Origin of the sequence: Desulfovibrio sp. 6_1_46AFAA (assembly GCF_000224635.1) — a bacterium.
GTDB lineage: Bacteria > Desulfobacterota > Desulfovibrionia > Desulfovibrionales > Desulfovibrionaceae > Desulfovibrio > Desulfovibrio fairfieldensis.
Window position 1 is genome coordinate 684,554 of the sequence record NZ_JH114302.1, and the last position, 26,441, is coordinate 710,994.

Annotated in this window: 20 protein-coding genes and 1 pseudogene; 8 read left to right on the forward strand and 13 right to left on the reverse strand. The window is 60.9% G+C overall.

The genetic code is table 11. The features are described from left to right. A pseudogene (locus HMPREF1022_RS09630) lies at positions 1-479 on the forward strand (IS5 family transposase); the annotation flags it as partial. Between the two features lie 348 nt (positions 480-827). Here the strand turns inward: HMPREF1022_RS09630 and HMPREF1022_RS09635 are convergent. Next, on the reverse strand, positions 828-1,577 hold the full coding sequence (locus tag HMPREF1022_RS09635; protein WP_008681761.1) for an amino acid ABC transporter ATP-binding protein: 750 nt from the start codon (positions 1,575-1,577) through the stop codon (positions 828-830). A 434-nt stretch (positions 1,578-2,011) separates the two neighbouring features. On the opposite strand from HMPREF1022_RS09635, the gene HMPREF1022_RS18130 reads away from it, so the two are divergent. Next, on the forward strand, positions 2,012-2,362 hold the full coding sequence (locus tag HMPREF1022_RS18130) for a hypothetical protein (protein ID WP_147568355.1): 351 nt from the start codon (positions 2,012-2,014) through the stop codon (positions 2,360-2,362). Positions 2,363-2,700: 338 nt separating this feature from the next. Here HMPREF1022_RS18130 and HMPREF1022_RS09645 read toward each other — a convergent pair whose 3' ends face one another. The 3 genes from HMPREF1022_RS09645 to HMPREF1022_RS09655 form a co-directional block, all read right to left on the reverse strand. Then, positions 2,701-3,504 carry an amino acid ABC transporter permease gene (locus HMPREF1022_RS09645; RefSeq protein WP_008681758.1) on the reverse strand — a complete coding sequence of 268 codons (804 nt, stop codon included), beginning with the start codon at positions 3,502-3,504 and terminating at the stop codon, positions 2,701-2,703. 246 nt (positions 3,505-3,750) lie between these two features. Beyond that, positions 3,751-4,494 (reverse strand): basic amino acid ABC transporter substrate-binding protein, encoded by a 744-nt coding sequence (locus HMPREF1022_RS09650; RefSeq protein WP_008681757.1) that lies wholly within the window; start codon positions 4,492-4,494, stop codon positions 3,751-3,753. 316 nt (positions 4,495-4,810) lie between these two features. After that, complete coding sequence (locus tag HMPREF1022_RS09655) at positions 4,811-5,455, reverse strand: NYN domain-containing protein (RefSeq protein WP_009302941.1); 645 nt, start codon at positions 5,453-5,455, stop codon at positions 4,811-4,813. 175 nt (positions 5,456-5,630) lie between these two features. On the opposite strand from HMPREF1022_RS09655, the gene HMPREF1022_RS09660 reads away from it, so the two are divergent. Continuing rightward, positions 5,631-6,965, forward strand: a complete 1,335-nt coding sequence (locus HMPREF1022_RS09660) for an O-antigen ligase family protein (protein ID WP_009302943.1) — start codon at positions 5,631-5,633, stop codon at positions 6,963-6,965. Beyond that, entirely contained in the window at positions 6,958-8,472 is a 1,515-nt protein-coding gene (gene pap / locus HMPREF1022_RS09665) for a polyphosphate:AMP phosphotransferase (protein ID WP_009302945.1), read from the forward strand. The genes HMPREF1022_RS09660 and pap overlap by 8 nt, the downstream gene beginning before the upstream one ends. An 87-nt stretch (positions 8,473-8,559) precedes the next feature. On the opposite strand, the gene HMPREF1022_RS09670 is transcribed toward pap, so the two are convergent. Next, complete coding sequence (locus HMPREF1022_RS09670; protein WP_083823279.1) at positions 8,560-9,426, reverse strand: FAD-dependent thymidylate synthase; 867 nt, start codon at positions 9,424-9,426, stop codon at positions 8,560-8,562. Between the two features lie 173 nt (positions 9,427-9,599). Between HMPREF1022_RS09670 and trpB the strand changes: the two genes are divergently transcribed. Next, positions 9,600-10,811: a tryptophan synthase subunit beta gene (gene trpB, locus HMPREF1022_RS09675; protein WP_009302948.1), complete on the forward strand. Its 1,212-nt coding sequence runs from the start codon at positions 9,600-9,602 to the stop codon at positions 10,809-10,811. Between the two features lie 38 nt (positions 10,812-10,849). Beyond that, a complete protein-coding gene (locus tag HMPREF1022_RS09680) occupies positions 10,850-11,776 on the forward strand; it encodes a TIGR01777 family oxidoreductase (RefSeq protein ID WP_009302950.1) in 927 nt (308 codons plus the stop codon). An 87-nt stretch (positions 11,777-11,863) separates the two neighbouring features. Here the strand turns inward: HMPREF1022_RS09680 and HMPREF1022_RS09685 are convergent, their stop codons facing one another. Beyond that, positions 11,864-13,246 (reverse strand): cytochrome c peroxidase, encoded by a 1,383-nt coding sequence (locus HMPREF1022_RS09685; RefSeq protein ID WP_009302952.1) that lies wholly within the window; start codon positions 13,244-13,246, stop codon positions 11,864-11,866. A gap of 501 nt (positions 13,247-13,747) precedes the next feature. Here HMPREF1022_RS09685 and HMPREF1022_RS09690 point away from each other — a divergent pair. Both HMPREF1022_RS09690 and uvrC read left to right on the forward strand, forming a co-directional pair. Next, positions 13,748-15,352, forward strand: coding sequence for an outer membrane homotrimeric porin (locus tag HMPREF1022_RS09690; RefSeq protein ID WP_009302954.1), 1,605 nt, complete (start codon positions 13,748-13,750; stop codon positions 15,350-15,352). 671 nt (positions 15,353-16,023) lie between these two features. After that, complete coding sequence (gene uvrC / locus HMPREF1022_RS09695; protein WP_009302956.1) at positions 16,024-18,021, forward strand: excinuclease ABC subunit UvrC; 1,998 nt, start codon at positions 16,024-16,026, stop codon at positions 18,019-18,021. Between the two features lie 584 nt (positions 18,022-18,605). Here the strand turns inward: uvrC and HMPREF1022_RS09700 are convergent. From HMPREF1022_RS09700 to HMPREF1022_RS09730, 7 genes are all read right to left on the reverse strand, one after another. Beyond that, positions 18,606-19,175: a beta-class carbonic anhydrase gene (locus tag HMPREF1022_RS09700; RefSeq protein ID WP_009302959.1), complete on the reverse strand. Its 570-nt coding sequence runs from the start codon at positions 19,173-19,175 to the stop codon at positions 18,606-18,608. Positions 19,176-19,254: 79 nt separating this feature from the next. Next, positions 19,255-20,136 carry a DUF3298 and DUF4163 domain-containing protein gene (locus HMPREF1022_RS09705; RefSeq protein ID WP_009302961.1) on the reverse strand — a complete coding sequence of 294 codons (882 nt, stop codon included), beginning with the start codon at positions 20,134-20,136 and terminating at the stop codon, positions 19,255-19,257. A 250-nt stretch (positions 20,137-20,386) separates the two neighbouring features. Continuing rightward, complete coding sequence (locus tag HMPREF1022_RS16620) at positions 20,387-21,223, reverse strand: DUF3298 and DUF4163 domain-containing protein (RefSeq protein ID WP_009302963.1); 837 nt, start codon at positions 21,221-21,223, stop codon at positions 20,387-20,389. A 140-nt stretch (positions 21,224-21,363) separates the two neighbouring features. Further along, a complete protein-coding gene (locus tag HMPREF1022_RS09715; RefSeq protein ID WP_008681732.1) occupies positions 21,364-22,584 on the reverse strand; it encodes a sodium/hydrogen exchanger in 1,221 nt (406 codons plus the stop codon). Positions 22,585-22,813: 229 nt separating this feature from the next. Further along, the gene (locus tag HMPREF1022_RS09720; RefSeq protein WP_009302967.1) at positions 22,814-24,322 is read right to left on the reverse strand and encodes a tripartite tricarboxylate transporter permease; all 1,509 of its coding nucleotides are present in this window, start codon (positions 24,320-24,322) and stop codon (positions 22,814-22,816) included. 281 nt (positions 24,323-24,603) lie between these two features. Beyond that, a complete protein-coding gene (locus HMPREF1022_RS09725; RefSeq protein ID WP_009302969.1) occupies positions 24,604-25,116 on the reverse strand; it encodes a tripartite tricarboxylate transporter TctB family protein in 513 nt (170 codons plus the stop codon). Between the two features lie 247 nt (positions 25,117-25,363). Then, positions 25,364-26,347 carry a Bug family tripartite tricarboxylate transporter substrate binding protein gene (locus HMPREF1022_RS09730; protein ID WP_008681725.1) on the reverse strand — a complete coding sequence of 328 codons (984 nt, stop codon included), beginning with the start codon at positions 26,345-26,347 and terminating at the stop codon, positions 25,364-25,366. Positions 26,348-26,441: the final 94 nt, after the last annotated feature.

The following is a 26,441-nucleotide window of genomic DNA, read 5'->3' on the forward strand; positions in this document are numbered from 1 at the left end:
ACTATTGTTAAGGTTCATCCCGATGGAACAGGGGCCTTAAAAAAACAGGTCCGCAGTCCATCGGAAAGTCCAGAGGCGGCTGGACGACCAAGCTTCATATGGTTGCCGCGAATGCTGAATGCGCGTTGAATTTCAGCCTCACTCCCGGCAACGCCGGCGATGCCCCCGAGGGGCGCAGGCTGCTTGTCCAGTTGGGGCCGATGCCAGCGCCGTGCAGCTTGCTTATGGATGGCGCATATGAGGGTAATGAAACGACTCGCTTGGGACGTGAGTTGGGCTTCACTCCGGTGGTGCCGCCCAATCCCAACCGACTGAAACCGTGGGAGTATGACAAAGAGCTATACAAAAGACGTAATGAGGTAGAACGGCTTTTCAGGAGGCTCAAAGGCTTCCGCCGTGTTTTTACTCGGTTCGACAAGCTCGATGTCATGTTCCTGGCCTTTGTCGTCTTTGCGTTAATTGTTATAGCTCTGAAATAGTGTTAACAGACCCTAGAGCAGATTCGCTTTGAAATTGTGCCGATTTCAAAGCTGACGCTGTCTTCAGACTCTCGTTGCTGTCGTCATCCGTAAGCCGCCCAGCGGCAACGGCTGACGCGCGGCGGGAACGTGGTCCCGCCTTGGCTTCAGGCGCGGGCGTCCGCTCTCGCGGCCGCCAGGGCATTTCAATATTTTCAAAGTTGAAATGTCCTGAATCAGGGAGTGTTGCCTTTTCAGCGAGGAAAACGAGCTTTTTACCACGGGAGTATACTCTCACGGTATTTGGCCGGAGCAAAAAGCGACGTTTGACGAAGCTGGAATGTGAAAGAACCAATTGGGAAACAGCTCCTACAGAATCTGGTTCAGGAACTGCCTGAGTCTCGGATGGCGCGGCGCGGTGAACAGTGTGTCCGGCTTGCCCGCTTCCACGATCTGCCCCTGATCCATGAAGATCAGGCGGTCGGCCACCGTGCGGGCAAAGCCCATTTCATGGGTGACGCAGATCATGGTCATGCCTTCCTCGGCCAGGTTGACCATGACGTCCAGCACTTCGCCCACCATTTCCGGGTCCAGGGCCGATGTGGGTTCGTCAAAGAGCATGATCGCGGGCTGCATGGCCAAGGCCCGGGCGATAGCCACGCGCTGCTGCTGTCCGCCGGAAAGCATGGCCGGGTAGACGTTGGCCTTGTCGCTGATGCCCACTTTTTTGAGCAGGCCCAGAGCGCGGGCTTCGGCCTCTTCGCGGGAGAGATGAAGCAGTTTGATGGGGGCGAGGGTCAGGTTATGGAGCACGGTCTTGTGCGGAAACAGGTTGAACTGTTGAAAAACCATGCCCAGGTTGCGCCGGATGAGATTGATATTGTTCTCACGGCTCATGATGTCCTGGCCCTGCACCGTGATCTCGCCCTTGTCGATTTCTTCCAGGCGGTTGATGGAACGCAGCAGGGTGGACTTGCCCGAACCGGAAGGGCCGATGATCACTACCCGCTCGCCGGGGGCGATATCCAGGCTCACGTCCTGCAAGGCGGGCAGATGGCCGAAATATTTCCAGACGTGACTGATAGTGATGATGGGGTCGTGATCGTTACTTTCCGTCATAGTAGTCCAGCCTGGATTCTGAATGGAGATTCCACCCGGTTGAGAATAATGATTTTTTTTGAAAATCAAATAGTTACATGCAGAAATCAAACTATGGCAATCTGCGCGCCGCAGGCTATTGATATCCGCCTGTGGCGGTATGAATTCTGCTTCGACGATTGTATGGCCGTAGGGATTGGCATATGGGAATGTCGGTGTTTCGTCAAGAAATTGGCCCAAAATCGTATGTAAACCGGCAGTTGGCGACGGATTTTCACTCTTCGCCACAGAGTCAGGAGCAAGAAGACGAACGCTGTGGCTGTCCTTGATAAGGCCGTTCTCATCCCTCTTTGCTTGACAAGTCAATTTTTTCCGTATAACGTATACCCAAAGACAAAAAAGAGTGCAAGACCATGAACGCCACTCGCCGGATTTGCCTTTTCTGCGGAATATGTATGGGGATCATCACGATCTTCCTGCTGACCTGCGGACGAAACGCACCGGCCCGATCCTTGGGGCTTGTAAATTTCAAGCCGTTCATGGCATCCAGCGCCTTTCCCGCACTCCCCACCCTTTCTGTTCCCTTTCGGAAACAGGGGAGCAAACGGTGCCACCGCTCCCTGGATGGCTCAGAGCCGGGATCGCCTGATTCTCCTCTTGTCTCCGGCGTCATCCCTATCATTTTTCATCCCCATTTTTTCACGCGGTTCCTTTTTTCCCATGACATGGGCCATATTCCCGGTCTCCGTGAAATCCGGGGCATGCTGCCTTTTTCCCTTGCTCCTCCTCCCGCTCGTGCCTCCTGAACCCGTTTCCTCCACAAGTCGTCGTACGCTTCTCCTGTACGGATATATTGTGCCGGACGAGCGTGGATGACAAACCTCCATTTCAGGAACGCAAGGAGCACATCATGGATCTCGGTACGAAGGTTCTTCTCATCAGTGGTGGATTTTTTCTCTTCGCCCTTATTCTTGGTCTGTTCGGTAAGAAGATGAACGACGACTAAGCCTGTGCGCCATTATTTTCTGCGCGGGCTGCCTTTTCGGGGTGGCCCGCGTGGTTTTGCATGAAAAAACCTCTGCCGGGATTTTGCCGATCCCGGCAGAGTAGAGCAGGTTGCCTTTAAATCCGTAACGAGGCGTAGTTATTTGCCGTCATAGTAGTTCAGTCTGGATTCCATGATGCTCACAGCTTTGGAGAGCGCAAGGGTGATGATCAGATAAATCAGGGCAATAACCGTGTATGTCTCGAAGTACAGATAGGTGGTGCCCACAAAGCTGCGGGCGCGCTGCATGATGTCGGGCACGGCCATGATCGAAACCAGGGAGGTGTCCTTGAGCATGGCGATGCACTCGTTGCCCACGGGCGGCAGAATGGTGCGCCAGGCCTGGGGCAACACCACGTAAAACATGGTCTGAAAGCGGTTGAAGCCCAGGGAGCGCGCGGCTTCGCTCTGGCCTTTGGAAATCGCCATGATGCCCGCGCGGAAGACTTCGCCCATGTATGCGCCGTAACAGACGCTGATGGCAATGACCGCCGAGGTGATGCCGCTGATCTGGAAAAAGCGGGACAGTGCGTAGTAGATGTAGAAGAGCTGGACCAGGAGCGGGATGCCGCGGATGACCTCCACATAGGTGGAGGCGAGAAGATTGATTGCGCGATTGCGCGAAATGCGCCCCAGGCCGGTCAGCAGGCCCAGGGGCACGGCACAGCAGATGGACATGACCGTGATTTTGAAGGTGACCACCACGCCGTCCGGCAGATAGAGCAGAATCCGCAGATAGGGGTCCGGCCAGAGCAGACAGAGCGCGAAAAGAGCGCACACAGCGCCCACCAGGGCAATGGACCAGGCGTTGATCAGACGCCATTCGCGGGGGTCCGGGATGGACGCCCCGTCCGTGACCATGACAATATTGCCCTTGCTGTGAGTGTCGTTGGGTTCGGGCATGGACGCCGCCGCCTTTTAGTGTGTTTTACGCGTGCAATCGGCGTTTGACGGCAAAAGGAATCCGCCCTGCGCCGATAGCCGCGCGCGGATTCTTCCGAAATCCGCGCAAAGCGGTTTGCCGTTGTCACAGCCGGACCGCTCTTGTTTGTGGTGGGCGCGGGCGGGGGCTGGAGCCGCCCGCCCGCGCGTCAGGGCCGGTAAACGGCGGAAACGCGTCGCTTCCGCCGGAGAATCCGAGAATCCCGCCTAGTTGCTCTTACCCATCCACTTTTCAATCAGCTTGGCTTCCTGGCCGGATTCCTTGACCTGCTTGATGCCCTTGTTCAGCTTGTCCACCAGATCCTGGCGGCCCTTGCGCACGGTGAAGCCGTAGTATTCCTTGTCGCCGGTCTTGAAGGAAAGGTTCAGCTTGCCGGCGTAGTCGGCTTTTTTGTTCACATAGTACATGGCAACGGGGTCGTCGCAGATCACCGCGTCCAGGCGGCCGCCCACCATGTCCTGAATGGCCAGGCCCACGTCGTCGTATTCCTTGAGGTCCGCGTCCACATCGGCCTTGCGCATCACGAAAATGCCCGTGGTGCCGATCTGGCCGCCCACCTTCTTGCCCTTGAGGTCGGCAAGGCTCTTGATGCTCGTGCCCGCGGGCAGCACCACGGCCTGGACCACTTCATAATAGGGATCGGAGAAGTCGAACTGCTTCTGGCGCTCGGGCGTGATGGTCGTGGAAGAGGCCACGATGTCATATTTGCCCGTGGCTACGCCGCCGAAAATGCCGTCCCAGGCGATATTGCGGACGTCCACCTCAAAACCGGCGGCCTTGGCCACCGCGCGGATGTAATCCGTGGAATAACCTTCAGGCTGTTTCTGGGCGTTGAGCATTTCCATGGGCGGCCAGGTGCAGTCACTGGCTACGGTGTACTTTTCCGCCGCCAGGGCTTGGCCGCAGAAAAGCGTCAGCACGAGCAGGGCAAGGGAAACTCCGCGAAACATAGGGCCTCCTTAAGATTGCGAAATCAACGAGACGCGCGCCGCGCGCCGGAACATCCCTCCGGTCACAGGCCGGAGCATGCCCATCTTTAGCCGGGGGCGCAGCCGCCGTCAAGGGCGCTCCCGGCCTGTGCCGCTGCCGGGAGCGCCCTTGACGCGGCACGGCCATGCCCGCTGCCCGCAGGCTTGGGACATGGCCGTTTTGCTGCCGGGAAATCTCCGGCAAACTGCCGTTTGCTTCCTTATATATGCCGCCCGCAGCGGGAAGGCGCGGAGCGGCCGTGGTGTCCGCGGCAAGCGCCGGAACCCGGTGAAGGGCTCAACGGTTGCCGGAGGCAGAGTCGTCCTCTTCCTCATCGTTGTTCGGAGGCGCGGCCGGAGCGGCGCGGGCGGGCAGCTCGGTGTCCTCATCATCGCTGCGGTCGTCCTTGAGGGCCTGCTGCAGGAACCAATCCTCGCGGATGCGCCAGGAAGCGGCAGCGGTATACGCCGGTGAGGAATAGCCCACGGAAAGCACCAGGGTGCGCCGGGCGTGTTCCTGCAGGCGGATCAGCAGGGGGGTGAAGTCCGCGTCGCCGGACAAAATGATGAATTCATCAAAATGGGTGGAATGGGAGAGATCGTCCATGCAGTCCATAACCAGATGGATGTCCGTGCTGGTTTTGCCGCGTGAGGTCAACGGCGGACAGTCCACCACCTGAAAGGCGCTGCGGATAAACGGATTGCGGAATTCCTGATAACGTTGCGGATTCAGATAACACATCCGCTTGAGGATGCGTCGGCGCACGCCCTCGCCGTACAGAATGCGCAGGGCGTGGTTTTCAATCCAGCGAACCCAGCGGTAGGGCGCCGAGCCGAAGGTCCGGGCGGCTTCCGGGTCCGCCTCCAGAAAACGGGTATAGATATTGTCAAAATCCACATATAACGCGCTGAAAACTTCATCAAAACCGGTAAATCGTGCCATGTGCTCCTCAAAACAAGTCATAAAGTGAATACTGCAGATCACAGCATACTAGTGCCATAGCCCCGGCAACACAAGGCCGTATCGGCTTGAATTTGCCGGGCCGGGCGGCTATGCTGCAAATGTGCGGCGCGGCGACGGCATGGGGCGGCCCCGCCGCCGCATGTGAGGAGGTGTGATGCCAAAGATTTTCGCGGCCCCGGCCCTTTGGGCCGCGTCCAGGCTGGAGCCGTGGCGCGCCATGCGCCGGGAACGGCCGGGTGAATTCTGGTTTGCCTGTCTGTTCTGGTCCTTCTGGCTCTCGCTGGCTTCTTTTCCCATCGGTTACGGCATGCGCGAGGTCATGCCGGTGCTCAGTTTTATTTTTCTGCTGCTCTATTACCGCCATGAATGGCGGAACAGCGTGCTGCGCCGTCTCGACGCCCGCCCGCTGTTCTATTGCCTGTGGCTGATGGTCGGCATCGGCGTCTGTTTTTCCACGGATCCGCTTTCTTCCTTGTTGCACGCGGGCACGGGCATCAACAAGGGCTTTATCCTGCCCTTTATCGCCATGGAATGCGTGCGCGGCGAGAAGGACTTGCGCCGCCTGGTCTGGGCCTGCGTGCTGGCCTGCTCCTGGCAGGGCCTGGACGGTCTCTGGCAGGCCTTCACAGGCCGCGACTTCATCATGGGCTATGAACCCAATGCCGGGCGCTTGACCGGCAGCCTGGGCGACTACACGGTGGGCAATTATATCGCGCTGGCCCTGATCCCGGCCTTCGGCCTCTGGTTCATCCTGCGCCGTGGGCTGGACGCCGTCAGTTCCGCCTTTCTGTGTCTGACCGTCTTCTGGCCCGCCTTTTTTCTGCTCCAGGGGGCAGCCAGCCGCAGCGGCGCGCTGGCAGTGGCCTCGGCCTTCGGTTTCTGGGCCCTGCTGCGCCGACGGCGCTGGCAGTGGCGCATCCTGCTCTGGCCCTTGGCGGCTCTGGTCCTGTTCATCCTCTGCCAGCCGCAACGCCTGACGCCGGAAACACTGGCCTCTGACGGGCGCTGGAGCCTTTGGGAACTGGGCTGGCGCGTTTTTTTGGAACATCCCTGGTTCGGCGCCGGCGCCGGGCAGTACAACGCGGCCTTCCGTGCCCTGGGCCTTTCCCCGGCCGAGGACGAGATCACCATAAGCCATCCGCATAATCTCTACCTGGACATGCTCTACGCTCACGGGCTGGTAGGCTTTTGTCTGGGCATGGTCTTTCTGCTGGGCTTTCTCTGGTGGGGGTACAAGCGCATCCGTCCGCGCCTGACGGCGGAATGCGCGGGAAAAAGCCCGAACCTGTACTGGCGGCTGACCGCCTGGTTCTGGATCGGTTTCGCCGGCTGGCTGGTCAACGGCATTTTCGGGCATGACTTTTATCGCATCTGGTGGCTGGGCCTGGCCATGAGCCACCTGGGCGTCATGATCGGCGCGGTGGTCAACGGTTCGGCCCAGAGCTCGGACCCGCCGCCGCGCGAGGTAAAGGGAGAAAGCAATGTTTGAATCGGCATCCCTGGGCAGATCTTATTCTACCAAGGAATACGACGCTCTTAAAGAGGATCTGCGCGGCAGACTGTTCGCCGCGCAACGCGAGGCGCGCGAACACGACGTGCCCGCGCTGGTAATTATTGAAGGCGTGGACGGCGTGGGCAAGGACGCGGTGGTCAATCTGCTGTCGGCCTGGATGGATGCCAAAAACATCCGCAACCACACCTTCTGGCTGGAAACCGATGAGGAAAAAAAACGGCCCGAGGCCTGGCGTTACTGGCGCGCGTTACCCGGCAAGGGCGAAATGGCCGTGTTTTTCGGGGGCTGGTACAGCGAACCTGTCCGGAAGTTCTGCTGCGGCGGCCTGGACGAGAACGATTTCAACCGGCGGATGCAGCGCTGGGCCCGGCTGGAACGCGCACTGGCAGCATCGGGAACCCTGATCGTCAAATTCTGGCTGCATATCGGGAAAAAAGCCCACAAGGAACGTCTGGAACAGCGCCTGAAGCACAAGGGCCACCGCAGCTTCACGCCGTATGACAAGAAGAGTGAGGAAAATTACGAGGCCTTGGTCAGCGCGGCGGCCAAAGCCATAACCATTACCGACCGGGCCTATGCGCCCTGGACTCTCATTGACGCTTTTGATGCCAATTTCCGCAATGTGGCCGTGACCCGCGCCCTGACCAGCGCGCTTTCCAGCGCCGTGGCCGCCCGTAAGACCCTGGCGCAGGACGCGCCTGTTGTGACCGCCCAGGTGTGTCCCGAGGGGGGCAGCGGGCCGGAGCGGGACGATGCCGCCGCGTTCAATGCTCTGGACGCGGTGGATCTGAGCAGCGCGCGTGAGCACAGCGAGTATAAAAAGAAGCTGGCCGCCCTGCAGGAGGATATCTACGCCCTGACCTACAAGGCTTGGAAACACGGCATTTCCAGCACGCTGGTCTTCGAGGGATGGGACGCCGCGGGCAAGGGCGGGGCGATCCGGCGGCTTACGGCGGGCATGGATGCGCGCATTGTGCGGGTGATCCCCATCAGCGCGCCCACGGACGAGGAGCTGGCCCATCAGTATCTCTGGCGTTTCTGGCGGCATGTGCCCATGGCGGGTTTTGTGACCGTCTACGACCGCTCCTGGTATGGCCGGGTGCTGGTGGAACGGGTCGAGGGACTTACGCCGCCCTCCGACTGGAAGCGGGCTTACGCTGAAATCAACGATTTTGAGGCCCAGTTACGGGAACCCCACAATATAGTGGTTAAATACTGGCTGCATATTTCCCAGGAAGAACAGCTGCGGCGTTTCCGGGAGCGGGAAAACACGCCTTGGAAGCAGTACAAGATCACGGAAGAGGACTGGCGCAACCGGGAAAAATTCCCTGCCTACATGGAGGCCGCGGAAGAAATGTTCGCCCGTACCAGCACGGAAGAGGCTCCCTGGCATATCGTCCCGGCGGAGGACAAGAAATATGCCCGTCTGGATGTGCTGCGCATTTACCGGGACACGCTGAAAAAGGCCTTCAAGCGGATTTAGAGCGGATTACTTTAAAAGTTAATCTGCTCTAAGAACAAAACAGAAAAACGACAGGCCCCGATCTGGTAGTGGATCGGGGCCTGTCGTTTATTCTTCCTCAAATTCGCTATCGCTGGGGGGGGCCGCTTCCAGTGTGCTCCCGCTCCAGGCGGCGTTGCTCCAGGCCGCTTCCCCCCAACGGGCGGGTTTGCCTTTCGCGCCCCGTTCCCGCAGCACGGCCAGGGCTTCATCCTTGGTGATGATCCGGCCTTTGCAGCGCGCGTTCTGTAGATTGTTTTCCGGGCAATACCCCAGCTGCACGCAGTTGGGGCCCGCGCCTTCAAACAGGTCGGGCGCGGCCCCTCGGCACAGGCGCAGCATCTTCCAGGCCAGATCCCGGATTTCATGCTGGGCGTTGCGGCAGCAGCGGATGGCGAACCAGTCCAGCAGGGCATGGGCGTTCATGCCGATGATGGCTTTGAATTCCGTGGCCTGGGGTTTCAGATAGCGCAGATTTTCCTCGGGCAGTCCGGCTTCCAGGCCGGCTTCGTACCACTGGCGGGTCAACTCGGCCAGATCCCGTCCGCTGAGCGTGGCGGTGCCCCCGCCGGGCAAGGTTACGGGCGCGGAAAATTCCGCCACCTCGCGTGGGTAGACCACGGAGAAACGCCGTTTGCCGTTGAGCTCCGCCCGGCCCGATTTGATCAGATAAGAGGCCAGGCGCTTGCGTACCAGCTGGGCTTCGGTCACGCGCGAGTAGCCCTCCACGCCGAAGAGAAAATAGTCGAATTCCAAGGCCGCGCGGTGCCCGCTGGATAAAATGTTCCGCACGATCTGTCGGGAATAGGGCGAGGCCGCGATGTCCTCCAGCTCCCGCTCGCTGCGCACGAAGCGGGCCGCCAGATCCGTGTATATTTTGCCGCCGCCCGCGAGCAGCAGCACCTTGCCGTTGCCGGTGTATTTTTCTTCAAGCATGGGCTGTTTCCGGTTGAGGTGCGCCCGCACGCGGCGGGCAGAGAATGGCCGCACTATAGGCAAAAGCCCGAGCAGCGGCAAGGCGCGCGACACGTCCTCGCGCTCCCGCTCTTGACATCTCCTTCGCAAAAACGACAGAGTAAGAACCCATTTTTGCGTAAGGAGAGAACAGCATGAGCCAACAATCCGCCCTCAGCGGCAAACCCGACAGCCAGGGATTTTTCGGCGCGTACGGCGGCCAGTATGTGCCGGAACCTGTCAGGGCGCGCCTGGACGAACTGGCCGGAGCTTTTGACGCGGCTTTGAACGACGCTTCCTTCCAGCGGGAGCTGGAATATCTGTTTGTCCATTATACAGGGCGCCCGAGCCCGGTGTTCCACTGCGCCAATCTCAGCCGCATGCTGGGCGGGGCCCGGATCTGGCTCAAGCGCGAGGATCTGAATCATCTGGGCGCGCACAAGATCAACAATACGCTGGGGCAGTGCCTGCTGGCCAAACGCATGGGCAAAAAGCGGGTCATTGCCGAAACCGGGGCCGGGCAGCATGGCGTGGCCACGGCGGCGGGCGCGGCGCTCATGGGGCTGGAATGCACCATTTGCATGGGCGAAGTGGACATCGAGCGCCAGCACCTGAACGTGATCCGCATGGAAATGCTCGGCGCGCGCGTGCTGCCCGCCAAGAGCGGCCAGCGTACCCTCAAGGAAGCCGTGGACGAAGCTCTGGCCGTGTGGATTGACGATCCGGAGATGTTCTACGTGCTGGGCTCGGCGGTGGGGCCGCACCCCTATCCTTATATGGTGCGGCATTTCCAGTCCGTCATCGGGCGCGAGGCCCGCGCCCAGATGCTGGAAGAGTTGGGCCGCCTGCCCGATGCCTGCCTGGCCTGCGTGGGCGGCGGCTCCAATGCCATCGGCCTGTTCGCGGGTTTTCTGGACGACGCAGACGTGCGGCTCGTGGGCGTGGAGCCCGGCGGGCGCGGCACGGCCTACGGCGAGCATGCGGCCTCCCTCTGTCTGGGCGAGCCGGGCGTGCTGCACGGCTTTAATTCCTATATGATCAAGAATGCGCAGGGCGAGGCCGGGGAAGTCTACTCCATTTCCGCCGGGCTGGATTATCCTTCTGTGGGCCCGGAACATGCCCAGCTCAAGGATATGGGCCGGGCGGAATATGTCAGTGTCACGGACCGGGAAGCCCTGGACGCCTTTTTCGCGCTGTCCCGGCATGAAGGCGTGATTCCGGCTCTGGAGTCCTCGCATGCCCTGGCCCAGGCCATCAAGATGGCCCCGTCCATGTCCGCGGACACGGTGCTGCTGGTCAGCCTTTCGGGCCGTGGGGACAAAGACGTGGCCCAGGTGGCCGAGTTGATGCGCAAGGAGAATGCCTGAGGCGGAGAGGGCCCCGGATGTTCCTTGCGGAGGCGCATATGCGCGTTGTAATTTTAGGCGGCACGGGCTTTATCGGCTCGGCCCTGGTCAAGGCCCTGCTCCGGGCCGGACATGATGTGACGGTGAGCAGTCGCCGCGTCCGTCCCCAAGAGGACGGCGGACCGGCATACGCCCGGTGGGACGGCCAAAGCCCGCAGGCCCTGGCGGAAATCTGCAAGGGCGCGGCGGCTGTGGTCAATCTGCTGGGCGAGAATATCGGCGCCGGGCGCTGGACTGTTGCCCGGCGTGAAGCCATTATACAGAGCCGCGTCCGCGCGGGAGAAGCCGTGAGCGCTGCGTTCGCCCTGCTGGACAAGGCTGGGGATGCGTTGCCGAAAACCCTGATCCAGGCTTCGGCTTCGGGCTGGTACGGGCTCTGGCCCGATCTGGCGACGGCCCCTGACTGCACGGAAGACGCCCCTGCGGGGTCGGGCTTTCTGGCTGAAGTGGTCCGCCGCTGGGAGGCATCGTCCGCACCGGTGGAAGCCCTGGGCGTGCGCCGGGTCCGTATCCGCACCGCACCGGTGCTGGGCAAGGGCGGCGGGGTCTTGGCCAGGATGCTGCCCCTGTACCGCTGGGGTCTGGGCGGCCCGGCGGGCACTGGACGCCAGCCCTTTCCCTGGATTCATCTGGACGATGAAGCCGGGGCCATTGCCTTTTTACTGGAGCATCCGGAGATCAGCGGCCCCTGCAATCTCTGCGCGCCGGAGCAGACCGACGCGGCGGGCTTTGCCCGCGCTCTGGGCGGGGTGCTGCATCGCCCGGCGTTCTTGCGGGTGCCCGCCGTTGTCCTGCGGCTGGCCTTGGGACAAATGGCCGAGGAATTGCTGCTCAACGGCCAGCGCTACGCGCCGCGCAAGCTGCTGGAAGCGGGCTATGTCTTCCGCTATCCCAATTTGGACGGAGCGCTGGCGGCCTGCGTGTAAGCGTCTCGTATTCTCCCGGATATAACAAAGCGGGGTTCAGATCAGTCTGAACCCCGCTTTCATGATCAACGCTGTCAGCTTATAAAGCTACTTGGCCGCCACCTTGCCGGAGAGCATCTTGTGCTCGCCGGTCAGAGTGCGCAGGAAGGCCACGATCAGGTCGCGGTCGCTCTGGGGCACGTCCAGACCGGCGCAATAGACGCCCATGATCCGCACTGCTTCATCCAGCGTGTCCACGGTGCCGTCATGCAGATACGGGCCGGTCAGCTCGATATTGCGCAGATTGGGCACCTTGAAGCGGCGCATGTCCACGTCGCTCTTGGTATGGTTGTAGCGGCCCTTGTCCGAACCCAGCGCTTGGCCGCCGCGGTCGGCAAAGTAGTCCTTCTTGAGATCCATGTACTCGTAGGACTGGCCGCCTACGCTCTTGCCCACATGGCAGGAGGCGCAACGATACGCCTTGAAGCGGTTGTAGCCCTGCACTTCCTGTGCGCTGAGGGCCTTGTCGTCGCCGCGCAGCCACTTGTCGAAACGGCTGTCCGGCGTGATCAGGGTCTTTTCGTACTCGGCGATGGCGTCGGTGATGTTCCTGCCGCTCCAGCCGTCAGGATAGACGGCCGTGAACTCGGCGGTCAGGGCCGCGTCCTGGGACAGACGGCCGATGATTTCCTCCCAGCTCTTACTGCCCATTTCAATGGGATTCATGGGCGGTCCGCCGGCCTGCTCCTGCAGATCAGCCGCGCGGCCGTCCCAGAACTGGGCCAGATTGAAGGCCGCGTTGAACACCGTGGGCGGGTTCACGTCGCCGAACTGCTTGCGCACGCCTTCGGAGAAGCGCTGGTGGTCCGTGCCGCCACGGTCATAAAAGTGGCAACCGGCGCAGGACAGCGTGCTGTCCGTGGAAAGGCGCTTGTCATTGAACAGCTTGTCGCCCAAGGCCACCTTTTTGGCGTCGGTCCTGATCAGGCGCGGCAGGGGCTGCAAGGGCTCGTTGGCGTGTTTGGGCGCGGCGTCAGTGGTGTAGTGGGCCTTGCGCGAAGTCTTTACCCAATCCAAAATGTCCTTCTTGTCCTGGTCCGAAAGGCGGCTGCCCCAGTGCACCACGGCGAACTTGGCCGGAGGCATGGTGTCATTGATGATGACCCACTCCATTTTCGCCAGTACGGTTTCGCCGATGGGTTTGCCCTTGTTCTGGATCAGCTCCACATTAAGGTCCATGGCGCGGATGCCGTCACGGTAGTCTTTTTCAATGATCTGGCGGATGCCCGGCACTTTGGCGTAAAACGGCAGATCATAGCCGCGGGTGTGACAAGCCATGCATTTGTCCTGCACGACCTGGGAAACCTTGGCGAACTTGGCCATGGGCGGCATGCCCCCGGTCGCCGTTTCACTGGTGGGCGCGGCCGGCGCGGGCCCGCTGAGCAGGGCGACCATCCCCAAAGCGGCCGCTGCGACACAGGAAATCCTCATACCCATTCCTCCCTGTTGGTGTGGATTGCAGTTGTGTCCATCTTCACAATCCTCGCCCTTTTGTCAAGAAAAATTATCAATACTGAATAGGGACAAAGCCTGATCAGCACGGCATAGCCCGCGACTTGCGGATATCGTATCCGGATGCCCCCGGCGTGCGTGCGCTCCAGGACAGCCCAAAAATTTTTAAACCGCCCCGAACGGGCGTCATCAGCCCGGAAACAGGCTTTAATCGGGAATATGGATAATCTTTTCCAGGCCGCGCAAAAAAAATTTAAAAATTTTTTTCATCTCGAAAAAATTTAACAAGTTGATTTTATAATAAAATTATTTTTACACTGTTTTTTCTGCCCTAAAGAGTAAAAATTTTTGCACGAATAGACTTGCAATGCAGGCGGGGATTTCTTAAATTCAGCTCGCGGCGGGAAACCGCCCCACAGGCGTTTCCGTTACGACAACCCGTTCCCCCTTACCGGGGAGCAAAAGAAAGGAAGGTTAACCATGAAAAAGATCGCTACGCTTCTGTTGGCGGCGGGCTTGGTGTTCGGTGTTGCCACCGGCGCCAGCGCCATTGATTTCAAGGCCAAAGGCCAGTGGATCATGAGCTTTGACTATGGCCAGAACGGCGGCTTTACCGGCGGTAACGGCATGACCGGCTTCAACAAGGCCAACAAGTCGTACAAGGGCGAGGACGAATTCGAAGCCAAACAGCGCGTGCGCTTGCAGTTGGACGCCGTGGCTTCCGAGTCCCTGTCCGGCACTGTGTTCTTTGAAATCGGCGCCCAGACCTGGGGTGAGAACGGCTCCGGCGGCGCCTTGGGCGCTGACGCCAACAATGTTGTAAAGCTGAAGAATGCCTATATCGACTGGATGGTGCCCCAGACCGACCTGAAGGTACGCATGGGCATTCAGGGCATCGCCCTGCCCAGCATGACCACCGGCAGCAACGTCTTCAATGACGACGTGGCCGGCGTGGTGGCCAGCTACCAGTTCAATGAAAACGTGGGCCTCACCGCTTTCTGGGCTCGCCCCTGGAACGACAACTTCACCGGCTGGAATGACACCGTCCATGGCGATAACTATCAGTCCAACTACATGGACAATGTGGACGTTTTCGCCCTGCTGCTGCCCCTGTCCTTTGACGGCGTGAAAGTGACCCCCTGGGGCATGATGGCCGGCATCGGTCCCAACGCCTTTGCGTCGCAGACTGGTAATGCTGATGATGGTTGGGGACGTAATTACTTCGGCAATGTGTCCGGCACCTCCAACAAGTATGCTGCGGCAGGCATGTTCCCGGCGGGCGGCGCCATGCACAAGGACGGCAAGAGCGCCGCCAAGCGTCTGAACAGCTACGGCACCGCCTGGTGGGCCGGCCTGACCGGCGAAGTGACCATGTGGGATCCCTTCCGCATCGCTTGGGATTTCAACTACGGTGCCGCTCAGTATGACGACAGCCGTCTGAACCGCTCCGGCTGGTTGGCCTCTCTGCTCTTTGAATACAAGATGGATTGGGGTATTCCCGGTCTGTACGGCTGGTATGCTTCCGGCGACGACGACAATCCGGCCAACGGTTCCGAGCGTATGCCTTCGCTCAGCGTGAACAACAATAACAACGGCTTCTCCAACTTCGCTTTCAACGGCAATCCCTATATCGCCCGTGAAGGCATCTTGGGCTATAGCATGGCCGGCACCTGGGGCATCGGCGCCCGCGTGAAGGACGTGAGCTTTGTGGAAGACCTCAAGCACACCCTGCGCGTGAACTACATCGGCGGCACCAACGCCCCCAAGATGGCCAAGTATCTCGCGGGCAACGACGCTCGTGGCTATGATGGCATTAGCGGTGCTGTTAACGGCGTCACCGGCCCCAACATGCAGGGCCTGGGCATGGATCCGCTGTACATGACCACCGAGGACAGCGCCTTGGAAATCGGCCTGACCAACGAATACAAGATGTACGAAAACTTCACCATCATGCTGGACGCCGCTTACCTGGCCACCTGGATCGACCACTCCAAGTCCACCTGGGGCCGTAGCCATATGAACGGCAAGAGCGACCAGGAACGCGATCCGTGGAACGTCAACCTGAGCTTCGTGTACGCTTTCTAAGCTGCCGGTTCAGTCAGTCTTAAAAAAGGGAGCCTTCGGGCTCCCTTTTTGCGTCGGTGGAGTCAGGGGCATTCTGCTCTCCACCTGTTGTTTTATTCTGCCCTTCGGGCATTATGATTTTCGCTTCGCTGCCGTTTTGACCGCCTATCGTTGCTGTCTTCATCCGTAAGGCAGCCTTGCCGCCAACGGTGCCGCCTCTCTCCGCGCCGCGCAATGCCATCCACTGACGATCGTTGAGAAGGAGATGTCCAGCTGTTGGACGCTGACACGCGGCGATTTCGGGACACAGCGAGCCACGCGAGCAAGACCCGTGGGACGCCGCGTCAACGCGCTAGGACATACAGCAGGGGCAGGGGGTTGTAGGGGGCCTGGGGACAGCCGTCCCCGGCCCCCTGCCGCGCGCCGCGCGCTTTAGCCGTAGGCGAGCTTGCGAGCCGTACGGATAAAGACAGCAACGATAGGCGGCCCAAACGCCGGGAGGCGTAAAGCCTCTGTGCCCGCAGGGCTCGGAATACCTCATCCGTATGACAAGCCCACTAAAATAATTACCATTGAAATGTAACCTGTTATAAATACAAAATAATTCCGCATACGAAAAGAGAACGGAATGACCCTGGTCGGCCGAGTGCCAAGGGCTTGGCAGGCAGACGCCCTTCCGGTAAAACCATGGTGTGCAAAAGCCCGACCCTTCCACCATACCGCTCACGCCCGGCGTGTACCTGTACAAGGACAGCCGGGGCCGGATCATCTATGTGGGCAAGGCCCGCATTCTGCGGCGGCGCGTGCTGTCATATTTTCGGCCTGAGGGACTTCCAGCCAAGACCAGGGCCATGCTGGCCCACGCGGTCAGCCTGGAATATCTGACCACCACCACGGAAAAAGAAGCTTTGCTGCTTGAGGCAAGCCTGATCAAGAAGCACCGTCCGCACTACAATATCGTTCTGCGCGACGACAAGCAGTATGTGCTCTTCCGGCTCAACCTCAAGCATCCCTTCCCGCGCCTGGAGGTTGTGCGCCGGGCCCGTCGCGACGGCGCGCGTTATTTCGGGCCGTTCACCTCCGCTCTTTCAGCGCGGGAAACCTGGAAGCTGATTCACCGCGCCTTTCCGCTGCGCCGCTGTTCGGACCGGGCCATGAAAAACAGGGTGCGGCCCTGCCTGTACCACCATATGGGCCAGTGTCCGGCCCCTTGCATGGACCTGATTACGCCTGAGGCCTATCATCAGGCGGTGCACAAGGTCTGCGAATTGCTGCAAGGCCGGGCTGAACCTCTGCTGCGCGGCTTGCGCGCGGAAATGGAGCAGGCCGCCGAGAATCTGGAATTTGAAAAGGCCGCGACCTTGCGCGATCAGATCCGGGCCGTGGAGCGCACGGTGGAGCGCCAGGCCGCGGTTTTGCCCGGCGGCGGCGATATGGATGCCGTGGGCCTGTTCCCGGCGGACAAAGGCCTGGCTCTGGGCATTGCTTTTGTGCGAAGCGGGGCGGTCACCGACGGCCGGGCTTTTTACTGGCCGGGCCTGACGTTTGAGGACGCGCCGGAATTGTTGCGTTCCTTTGTCAGCCAGTATTACAGCCAGGTCACGCCGCCGCCGCGCATACTCCTGCCCTGGCTGCCGCCGGAATTGGAATGGGAGGCGGACGAGAGGGAAGAAGGGGCTGCTTCGTCGGATGCGGAATCAGCGGAGTCCGGCGCATCGTCCGTCGTATCGTCCGTCGTATCGGAGCCGGATGCGACCGCACCGGGCGGGGATTCGGCGCAGGGTGCCCCCAGCGGCAAGGCTTTGCTGGAGCAGGCCCTGGCCGACCGCCGGGGAGGACCGGTACGCATTGTGGCCCCCCAGAATGCCTCGGATAATCAGCTCATTGATCTGGCGCAGTCCAATGCCCGCGAAGAGGCTCGTCGCCGCCGGAATCAGGACGGCCAATCCATTCTGGAGCGGCTGGCCAAAGCCCTGCATCTGGCCGGGCCGCCGCAACGCATTGAATGCGTGGACGTGTCCCACACCGGCGGCCGGCAGACCAGAGTGGGGCTGGTGGTATTCACGGACGGCCAGCCCAGCCGCCCGGATTACCGTACCTATGCTATGCCGGACAGCGGCGACGATTACGCAACTCTGCACGCCTGGGTGGCGCGGCGGCTGGAGAGCGGCCCGCCCTGGCCGGATCTTTTGCTGATCGACGGCGGCCGGGGACAATTGGCCGTGGTGGAGCGGGCCTTGGCCGATGCCGGGCAAACCGGCCTGTTCAGCCTGGCGGCCATTGCCAAGGCCCGTGACGAGCGCGGCCAGGCCGACCGCCGGGCGGGCAACGTGGCGGATCGGATTTTTGTGCCGGGCCGGGCCAATCCCTTGCCCTTGCGCGAGGGTGGACCGGAATTGCTCTTTTTGCAGAATGTGCGCGACGCCACGCATCGCTTCGCCATCGGCCGCCACCGCCGGGCGCGCCAGGGGGCCGCGCTTTCCGGAGAGCTCATGCGCCTGCCGGGCATCGGTCCGGCCACGGCGCGGCTGCTCTGGGAAACGTTCGGCAGCGTGGAGGCCATGCGCGCGGCGAGTCTGGAGGAATTGCGCGCCCTGCCGGGCATCGGCCCGGCCAAGGCGGCGCTGTTGCAGGAAAAGCTCAAAAATCTGGGCTTGGCCCTCATTAAAACGCCGTCCGCGAAAAGCTGAATTTTTTCGGGCAGCAAGGCGCAAAGGAGAAACCGGACGAAGCTGTGCTTTAGCCGTTGTGACGAAGGAGCTTTAGCCGTAGGCGAACTTGTGAGTCGTACGGATAAAGGCAGCAACCTAGCTACGGATGAAGACAGCAATTGGTTACGCAAATATATCTAGGAAAATTGCTGTCGCGCTATCCGTAGCAGTGCTGTCCTTATCTGTACGCCGCCCTGCGGCTACAGCTAAGGCAACACGGCTTCGCCGTGAACGGTTCAGGCAAGCCGCTGGCGCGGCAACGGCCGGCGCATTTTTTAGGATTCTCCCGGCACCAGCCATCCGCCTGCGCTTCGCTCCGGCGGAGTAAAGGTAGCTTCGCCTCTTTTTTGTTCGTTCCCCGATCTATCGGGGAATAAAGACTTTTTAGATGCGTCTGCCCTGCTGCCGTGAACATACCGCAAGGTCAATTTTTTTTGCAACGCCGCTGTACGGAAAAAGGCGGCTTTGCGGCAGGCGCTTTAATGTGGGCTGAGCCTGGGCTGACCCGGCATCGCTCCGCCGGGCAAACGCGGTGGGGAGTGGAGTGTTTCAAGCAGTAAGTGCTAGTCGCGCGAGCCGTCAACCACCAGCCGAACTCTGCCGCTGGCCGGCTGCATCAACAGGCCGTGCACCACGATGTCCGGAGGAAAAGCAGGATGGGTGCGGAGCAGCCGCACCACGCGGCGGACATTTTGTTCCGGATCGGTGTGCGGATCCAGATAGGTTTCCAGAGGGCCGCGCATGGTTTCCACGGCTTCCTCGCCGATGCCGCGTTGGCGCATCTTGTCCAGCAGCACCGCCGAGGAGGCGTGGGTAAAGCCGCAGTCCTCGTGTCCCACCACTATGATCTCCTCAATATTTTGCATGAAGACAGCCACCAGCAGGCTGATGATCATGGTGCCCTCAAGCGTGCCGATGATGTTGCCGGCGTTGCGCAGCACCACGGCGTCGCCGCGTCGGATGCCCAGGGCGGGTTCCACCATTTCCACCAGGCGGGCGTCCATGCAGGTAAAGATGGCGCAGCGCCTGTGCGGAGTCTTTTTCAGAGCCACGGCCGCCGCGCGTCGGGCTTCACCCTCTTTCTCCGTAACGGCCCGATTGTGAGCCAGAATATCCTGCAATAATGTGGTCATGGTATTCCTTATGAATAAACTGTGTTTAAGGGGGACAAAAAAGAAGCGGGGAAGAATTTTCCGGTGACGGCAGGCGTGTTCAGCGGCCCCAGAGGGCCAGGAGGGGACGGGCCTGGAGCAGTTCCTCCAGAGGCATGTTGACCTTCTGCACGCCGGCGGCCCAGGGTGCGACCTGATAGGGCTGGAAGTTGATGCAAATGCCTTCGGGCGTGAGGGTCAGGCTGGAGAAGTTCTCCACCAGGGGCTCAGTGCCGTCTTTGAGCATCTGGGCCGGGCGGCCCGCGCCGAAGCGGCGGGCCAGTTCCTGGCGGGACCAGGCGGACATCAGGTTGAGGGCTGTTTCCGGCGTTTCGAACAGGTCTACCAGGCCCAGGCGCTGGCCTGTGATCAGGCTGTAATTGAGAGTCATGATGTCCAGGTTGCCGTGCGCGCCGCCGGTATAATTCCAGATTTCAAAAGTGATGCTCACGGCCGCGTCGGACGGCCAGGACACGCTGTAGGAGCCCCAGAGCTCAAAAGCCGGGCCGCTCTCGCCGCTTTGTTCCGTGCTGGGCAGGCCGAAGGCGTTGATGTCAAGGTGTTCCTCAAAGGCGTCGGCAATGCCCGTGACCCATTGACGGATGTCCGCGTCAATGTCGCTGCGGCCCAGTGAAGGATAGTTGATGTTGATTTCAGCGGCTCTGGGGTGTCCCGCCGGGCCGTCCGGCAGAGGGCGCTGCAGGAGATGGTCGATGACGCCGGGCCGCCGCGAGCCGGAAATTTCAGCCGCCGCGGCTTCCTTGCCGGAGGAATCTCCGGCGGCCGGACCGTCCGTCGCTCCGATCGCCGCTTCGTCCACTGAAGTCCAGGAGGCCGCGAGGAGCGGCCCGTTTAACGAATCCGCGCCGGGCAGGGCCAGGGCCGTTACGGCCGGAAGACAGAGAAGCAGTCCCGTCAGGAGACAATACAATACGCGAGGCATGGATACTGACCTCATCCGGATGGAGTCCGACCTGACAGGCCGGACTCCATGTCAGTCTTTTAGAGCAGATTAACTTTGAGAATTAACATTCTCAAAGTCTGCGCCGCCCTTATCCTATCGTTGCTGTCGTCATCCGCAAGCCGCCCAGCGGCAACGGCTGACGCGTGATGGAAACGCGGTCCCGCCGCAGGATGAGGGCGCGGGCGTCCGCTTTCGCAGTCGCCGGAGTAAAGCAGCTTTTAAAGTTACTTTACTCTACAACAGGGGCCTGGGGCCAGATCCGGACTTCGGGGCCGGCGGCGGCCAGTTCCGCCAGAGGCATGTCCACGCGCTGCGGCCCGGCGGCCCAGGGCGCGACCTGATAGGGCTGGAACTCAATGCGCAGTCCCTGCGGCGTCAGGGTCAGATTGGCGAAATTGCGCAGATCCGGGGCCACGCCGTCCCGGATCATGTCCTCGTCCGTATCTTCGCCCAAGCTGCGGGCGAGTTCTTTTTGGGACCAGGCGGACATCAGTTGCAGGGCCTTTTCCGGATCCTTGAACAGGTCCGCCAAGTCCAGACGCCGTCCCGTGCGCAGGTCATAATTCAGGCAGGTGATTTCCAGGTTGCCGTGCGCGCCGCCGGTATAGCTGTAGACACTGAAGGTCACGCTGACCACGCCTTCCGACGGGCGCGTGAGCTCAAACAGGCCGGTGAGATCCCACATGCCGTAGCTGCTCGGCTTTTCTCCGTCCGGGCCGTCGGCTTTGCTGACCTCTTTTTCATAGGCGTCGGCCACGTCCGTGGCCCAGCGGCGAATGGCCTCGTCCACGGCGGTCTGATGCAGCACCGGATAATAAAGACTGACCGCCGGATTGCCGTTGCCGCCGCGCTGGATGTGCTCATTGAGCACATCGGGGTAGACGGCCTGCTCGGGCCCGCTGTCCTCGGTGTCCGGCGCGGCGGAATCAGCCGGAGGCGGTGTTTCCTCGGCCGCCCAGGCGGGCGAGAAGGCCGTTGGGATGCAGGCGCAGGCCAGCAGAAGGATCAGCAGCCATCCCGCCGGTGTCGGCGGGATGGCCCGGATATGAGAAAAAGCATGCGGCATGGCGCATCCTCCATGTATATTTAGAGCGTTTTGATATTGAAAATATCTCAGCGCTCTGTGCGGATTTTCCGTGAAAATCCGCACCGCGAAATTATCGCAAAATATTCTAAAGGAGGGGGCCAAATGCCGGGCCCCTCTCCTTAAACTTTGAATCCCAGGCGCAACTGCCAGACCTTGCGCCAGTTCTTGATCATCAGTATCGCGGCCAGGGCCAGATAGACCTGGGCGTAGAAATAATGCAGGCGCAACGGGTCGTGCGGCAGGCCCAGCATAGCTTCCAACTGTGCGTCATACAAGGGCGACAACAACTGGGCCGCGAAGAGCACCAGCAGCCAGAAGGCCTCACGCACGTGCAGACGCAGATCCAGCAGCAGGGCCACCGCGAAGATGGACTGCCCGGCGGTCAGTAATATTTCCTGGAACTGGTGGGTGTCAAGGTTTATGGAGGGGGAAAGTCCGCCTGAGGACACCGCGTACACGCCGGGGATCATGCCCACCAGCAGGGTCCACTGATTGAGCTTGGAGGAGAGCAGGCTGCCCAAGGCCAGTCCGGCGTTGCCCCGGAAGGCGAACATCAGGGCCACGATGAATTCCGGCGCTTCCGAGGCGATGGGCGCGAGCCATTGCACCAGCAGGAATTCATTGACGCCCAGCAGCTTGCCGCTGGCCACCAGGCTTTCGCTGAACGGTTCGGCATTGCAGAGAATCACCAGGGCGGCGAAGAGGAAAATAGCGATCACGGTCCGCAGCCGCTTCTTTTTGGGCAGTTGGGCCAGCACGGCTGCCGGGCCTTCGGGTTCCTCCTCCTCACAGGGACGGCGGGCGATGATCCAGATGTACCAGGCGTAAATGGCCAGAAAAACCACGCCGTCCACCCAGGTCAGCGAGCCCTTGAGCGGGATCAGCAGGGCGTAGAGGGTCGCCAGGCCCAGAAAAAGCACGTCCGTGCGCTTGTCGTCGTGCAGGGCCACGGCCGAATGGTAGCGCCCGGCGAAAATCAGCACGATGGCCGACCAGCCCACGCCGATGAGCAGCCGGTTGGCCCCGGTCATATTGGCGATGGCGTAGTGGGAATAGGCGCTTTCCGGGTGCTGGCCCGCCATCCAGGTGAAGTACATGTCCACCGCGTATTCCGGCAGCACGGCGATAAAGGCCACCACGGCCACGGCCACGGCCTGGGGAATGTCCAGCTGGGCCACTTCACAGGCCCAGGTCAGCAGGAAGGAAGCCCCCAGAATAGCCATGCCCGAAAGCACGGCCACCCAGATCGGTGAAAGGTCGGGATGCGCGAAACGCAGGGCCAGGCCCGGCAGTGTGAGCACTATCGCCAGAATGTAGGGGCGCAGAGCGCGGAGTGACATGGCGTCTCCTTGGGCAAAAGATGTACGGTCCGGGGCGCGGGCCGGAAAACAAAAAAAAAGACCCTGGCATTGCTGCCAAGGTCTCACTGATCGGCGTGGCCGACGACGGCACCAGACCAATAAGGTCATGCTGTTGATGCCGTCCAGGTTTCGGGAACCTAGTTACTCCCCTTGAGTGAGAAGAATGTATCCATGGCCCTCGGAGCTGTCAAGCGGGCTTTGTCCTCGTTTACTCCTCATTGGGCGGTTCGACGGGGGCCGGGCTCTTTTTCCGTTCCAGCCATTCCTTGCGCAGGGTGATGAACAGGGAGAGCGCGGTCAGGGCGATGAAGAACCAGCAGATGGGCGTGCTCCAGAGAATGCCCACATCGCCGTGGGAAATGAGCAGGGAGCGGCGCAGATTGTCCTCAAAGAGCGGGCCGAGGATGAAGGCCACCAGAAAGGGCGCTTCCGCGATGTGGTTTCTGCCCATGTACATGCTCACCAGGCCCATGCAGAGCAGTACCAGGATGTCGAAGGCGTTGTTGTTGATGGAGAACGCGCCGAACAGGCAGATGCAGAGGATGGCCGGAAACAGGACCATCCGGGGCGCTCTGGTGATCTTGTCGGCGCCGCGCAGGCAGAAAAAGCCGGAGATCAGCAGAAAGAGCGAACTCAGGATGATGCCGAAGTAGAGCGCGTACACCAGGGGCAGATTTTCTTCGAAGAGCAGAGGACCGGGCGTGATGTTGTGCATCATGAACGCGCCGAGCATCACGGCCGTGACGATGTCGCCGGGCACGCCCAGAGAGAGCAGGGGAATCAGGGTGGCTCCGCAGACCCCGTTGTTTCCGGCCTCGGCGGCGGCGATGCCTTCCAGTTCGCCCTTGCCGAAATTGGCCGCGCGTTTGGAGTAGCGGCGGGCCTCGCTGTAGGAGAGATAGGCTGCGGGCGCGCCGCCGATGCCGGGAATGGCCCCCATGACCACGCCGATGAGGCTGCCCCGGAAAATGGAGGTGAAGCAGCGTTTGAAATCCGCCCAGGTCAGGCGGCTGTGCCCCATGTCCGCCTGGATGGCGGGCGGCGGGGTCGGCGAGGTGGCCTTGATGATTTCGGGGATGGCGAACAGGCCGATGAGCAGGGGAATGAAGCTGAAGCCCGCCATCAGATTCACGTCGTTGAAGGTCATCCGGCCGGTGCCGAAGACGATGTCCATGCCCACGCTGGCCAGCAGCAGGCCGAAACAGGCCGAGATGAGCCCCTTGAGCAGGGACGCGCCGGACAGCCCGGCCACAATGGTCAGGGAAAAGCAGATCAGGGAAAAGAATTCCGCCGGTCCGAAGCGCAGGGCGAAGCCGGCGATCATGCCGGTGCAGAAAATCAGGGCCAGATTGGACACCATGTCCGCGAAGCAGGAGGAGTACAGGGCCATGTACAGGGCCTGTCCCGCCTTGCCCTGCCGGGCCAGGGGATAGCCGTCCAGCACGGTGCAGGCGGCGGCCGCCGTGCCCGGCGTGCGGATCAGGATGGCGGAAATGGAGCCTCCGTACATGGAGCCCTTGTAGATGCCCAGCAAAAGCATCAGGGAGGTGATGGGAGGCATGTAAAAGGTGAAGGGCAGGGCCAGAGTCACGGCCATGGCCCCGGTCAGTCCGGGCAGGGCTCCGATGATCACGCCGCCGAGCATGCCGCCGAACAGGGCGAGGATGTTTTCCACGGAGGCGATGAGGTGCAGTCCTTGTTGCAGTGCTTCAAGCATGGGCGTCTCCTGGGTACTGTTGCTGAATCGGTTCTTTTGCCTTCCAATTTCGGTGCAACGGTTGAAGCGAGTGCCATTGGGAATACATTTTTTTTGTAAAAAGCCTGTTTTCCTCGCTGGAAAGACAAAAGTCCGCAATTTGGAAGCAGTCCCTAAAGCTGTTTACACTGATGGTTGTCGTGTGCCGTATGCTGTTTTGCGGCGCGGAGTATACTGAATTCAGCGCGGAGCGATGGAACCTTTGTGACAGTACACCGTGCCGGAGCGGGGTGCGCCGGTTTTCAGAGGAAGGATTGCAGAATGCCCAAAGGAACGGGCACGGCGGCGATGCGGACGAAAAAGACGTAAAGCGCGGCGGTAAGGATGCAGTCCGTCAGCAGCAGGCGCAGCCAGTTGCGTTCGCCGCAGAGCCGGGCAAAGGCCGCGTACAGAATAAAACTGCCCAGCACCATGCCCACGTCGTCAATGAAGAAGTAAAAGAGAAAGAGCAGCCCGAAGGCCAGAAGGGTGTGCATCAATGCGCCCCAACTCCGGGGCCCGGCTTTGTCCAGGCTTGCGGGCGGCGCGGCGCAGCGCAGCCGTAAATGCTTCAGGATCGTGTTGGCCGTGAGCAGCAGCGAGGCGCCCAGTCCCGCCAGGGCGATCCAGGAAGGATAGGCCGCCGGGGAAAGCTGGCCGGGGTCATGGGAATGGGGAACCTCGATGCCCAGAGGGATAAGTACGAAATAGACCATGCAGAAAAATGCCGTGAGCGTCAGCCCCAGGATCAGATCTTGCCGTACTGTCGCGTGCATATGGCCTCCTTAAGAGCAATTCGCGTATGAAATAAGTGAATTGCTCTAGTGACCGCGTGAGCGGACACCCGCGCCCAACTGCAAGGAAAAACCGCGTTTTTCCGCAGCATGCGGGCGGCGTAGAGTTTGAAATGTTACACATTTCAAACTCAAAATAATGTGCAGGCGGGGAGGGGCTCCTCCCCGCACGGCGTCCGGAATATGTCGGAAGAGGTCAGGCCGGAAATTTCCTGCCGTGAAAGCTATGTTACCGAATGACCAGGCCCAGGGCCTGCCCCAGTTGTTCGAACTTCCGCACCTGGGCCCGCACAAAGGCTTCGGTTTCGGCCGGGGACAGGATATCGGGGATGGCTCCCATGTTTTCCGTGGGTTCCAGCCACTCCTTGTTGGTCTTGACGGCCTGCAGGGCCTGTACCCACTTGTCCACGGCCTCCTGGGGCATGCCCTTGATGCCGTACAGGGCGTTCCAGCCCAGAATGTTTTCCAGTTCAGGGAAACCGGCCTCGCGCACGGTGGGAATATCCGGATACTTGGGCAGGCGCTTGGCCGTGGTCACGGCCAGGGCACGCAGCTTGCCGCCTTCGCCGAGCTGGTCAAAGGCCGCCGCCAGGTTGATGGCCCCGAAGTCCACATGCCCGCCCAGAATGGCGTTCTTGCCCGCCGCGTCGCTCTGGAAGGGCACGCTCACCGCGCCGTCCTTGCCCAGGCCCACGGCGTGCAGCAGCATATAGGAGGCGATTTCCTGAATGTTCAGGGCTCCGGCCGTGCTGAAGGTCAGCTTGCCGGGATTGGCCTTGACGGCGTCGGCCAGGTCCCGCAGCGTCTTGTAGGGCGAATCCTTGTGAACCACGACCACCAGGGGATTGAGGTCCAGCAGGCCCAGAAAGACAAAACTGTCCCACTTGTACTGAATGGTCTTGTTCAGCGCCGGGATGATGGCGGCGTTGGCAACGCGCCCGATGAGCAGGGTCTGCCCGTCGGGCTTGCTGCGGAAGGCCACTGTGGTGCCCAGCACACCGGCCGCGCCGGGTTTGTTGACCACGACCACGGGCTTGGCGAAGTCGTTCTTGACGGCGTTGGCCAGAATGCGGGCCGCCAGATCGCCCGCGCCGCCCGCGCCGAAGGGGCAGATGATGGAAATGGGGCCCTTGGGGTATTCGGCATGGGCCGTGCCCGTGAAACAGAGAGCCAGCAGGGTTAAAGCCAGAATGCGTGTGAATCGGTGCGACATGACGGTTCTCCTTTACGGCTGGTTTTATTCTGATCCACCCCCGGGTTCATTCTGTCGGTTCATTCCGGGGATGGCTTCCGTGCACATTGAGAAC

What these genes read in the sequence shown, in the direction of transcription:
- HMPREF1022_RS09680 (WP_009302950.1), top strand. Translation starts at nt 10,850, where the DNA reads ATGCGCGTTGTAATTTTAGGCGGCACGGGCTTTATCGGCTCGGCCCTG.
- HMPREF1022_RS09700 (WP_009302959.1), bottom strand. Translation starts at nt 19,175, where the DNA reads ATGACCACATTATTGCAGGATATTCTGGCTCACAATCGGGCCGTTACG.
- HMPREF1022_RS09720 (WP_009302967.1), bottom strand. Translation starts at nt 24,322, where the DNA reads ATGCTTGAAGCACTGCAACAAGGACTGCACCTCATCGCCTCCGTGGAA.
- HMPREF1022_RS09725 (WP_009302969.1), bottom strand. Translation starts at nt 25,116, where the DNA reads ATGCACGCGACAGTACGGCAAGATCTGATCCTGGGGCTGACGCTCACG.
- trpB (WP_009302948.1), top strand. Translation starts at nt 9,600, where the DNA reads ATGAGCCAACAATCCGCCCTCAGCGGCAAACCCGACAGCCAGGGATTT.
- HMPREF1022_RS18130 (WP_147568355.1), top strand. Translation starts at nt 2,012, where the DNA reads ATGGGGATCATCACGATCTTCCTGCTGACCTGCGGACGAAACGCACCG.
- HMPREF1022_RS09635 (WP_008681761.1), bottom strand. Translation starts at nt 1,577, where the DNA reads ATGACGGAAAGTAACGATCACGACCCCATCATCACTATCAGTCACGTC.
- HMPREF1022_RS09670 (WP_083823279.1), bottom strand. Translation starts at nt 9,426, where the DNA reads ATGCTTGAAGAAAAATACACCGGCAACGGCAAGGTGCTGCTGCTCGCG.
- pap (WP_009302945.1), top strand. Translation starts at nt 6,958, where the DNA reads ATGTTTGAATCGGCATCCCTGGGCAGATCTTATTCTACCAAGGAATAC.
- HMPREF1022_RS09645 (WP_008681758.1), bottom strand. Translation starts at nt 3,504, where the DNA reads ATGCCCGAACCCAACGACACTCACAGCAAGGGCAATATTGTCATGGTC.
- HMPREF1022_RS09715 (WP_008681732.1), bottom strand. Translation starts at nt 22,584, where the DNA reads ATGTCACTCCGCGCTCTGCGCCCCTACATTCTGGCGATAGTGCTCACA.
- HMPREF1022_RS09650 (WP_008681757.1), bottom strand. Translation starts at nt 4,494, where the DNA reads ATGTTTCGCGGAGTTTCCCTTGCCCTGCTCGTGCTGACGCTTTTCTGC.
- HMPREF1022_RS09685 (WP_009302952.1), bottom strand. Translation starts at nt 13,246, where the DNA reads ATGAGGATTTCCTGTGTCGCAGCGGCCGCTTTGGGGATGGTCGCCCTG.
- HMPREF1022_RS09660 (WP_009302943.1), top strand. Translation starts at nt 5,631, where the DNA reads ATGCCAAAGATTTTCGCGGCCCCGGCCCTTTGGGCCGCGTCCAGGCTG.
- HMPREF1022_RS09690 (WP_009302954.1), top strand. Translation starts at nt 13,748, where the DNA reads ATGAAAAAGATCGCTACGCTTCTGTTGGCGGCGGGCTTGGTGTTCGGT.
- HMPREF1022_RS16620 (WP_009302963.1), bottom strand. Translation starts at nt 21,223, where the DNA reads ATGCCGCATGCTTTTTCTCATATCCGGGCCATCCCGCCGACACCGGCG.
- HMPREF1022_RS09730 (WP_008681725.1), bottom strand. Translation starts at nt 26,347, where the DNA reads ATGTCGCACCGATTCACACGCATTCTGGCTTTAACCCTGCTGGCTCTC.
- HMPREF1022_RS09655 (WP_009302941.1), bottom strand. Translation starts at nt 5,455, where the DNA reads ATGGCACGATTTACCGGTTTTGATGAAGTTTTCAGCGCGTTATATGTG.
- HMPREF1022_RS09705 (WP_009302961.1), bottom strand. Translation starts at nt 20,136, where the DNA reads ATGCCTCGCGTATTGTATTGTCTCCTGACGGGACTGCTTCTCTGTCTT.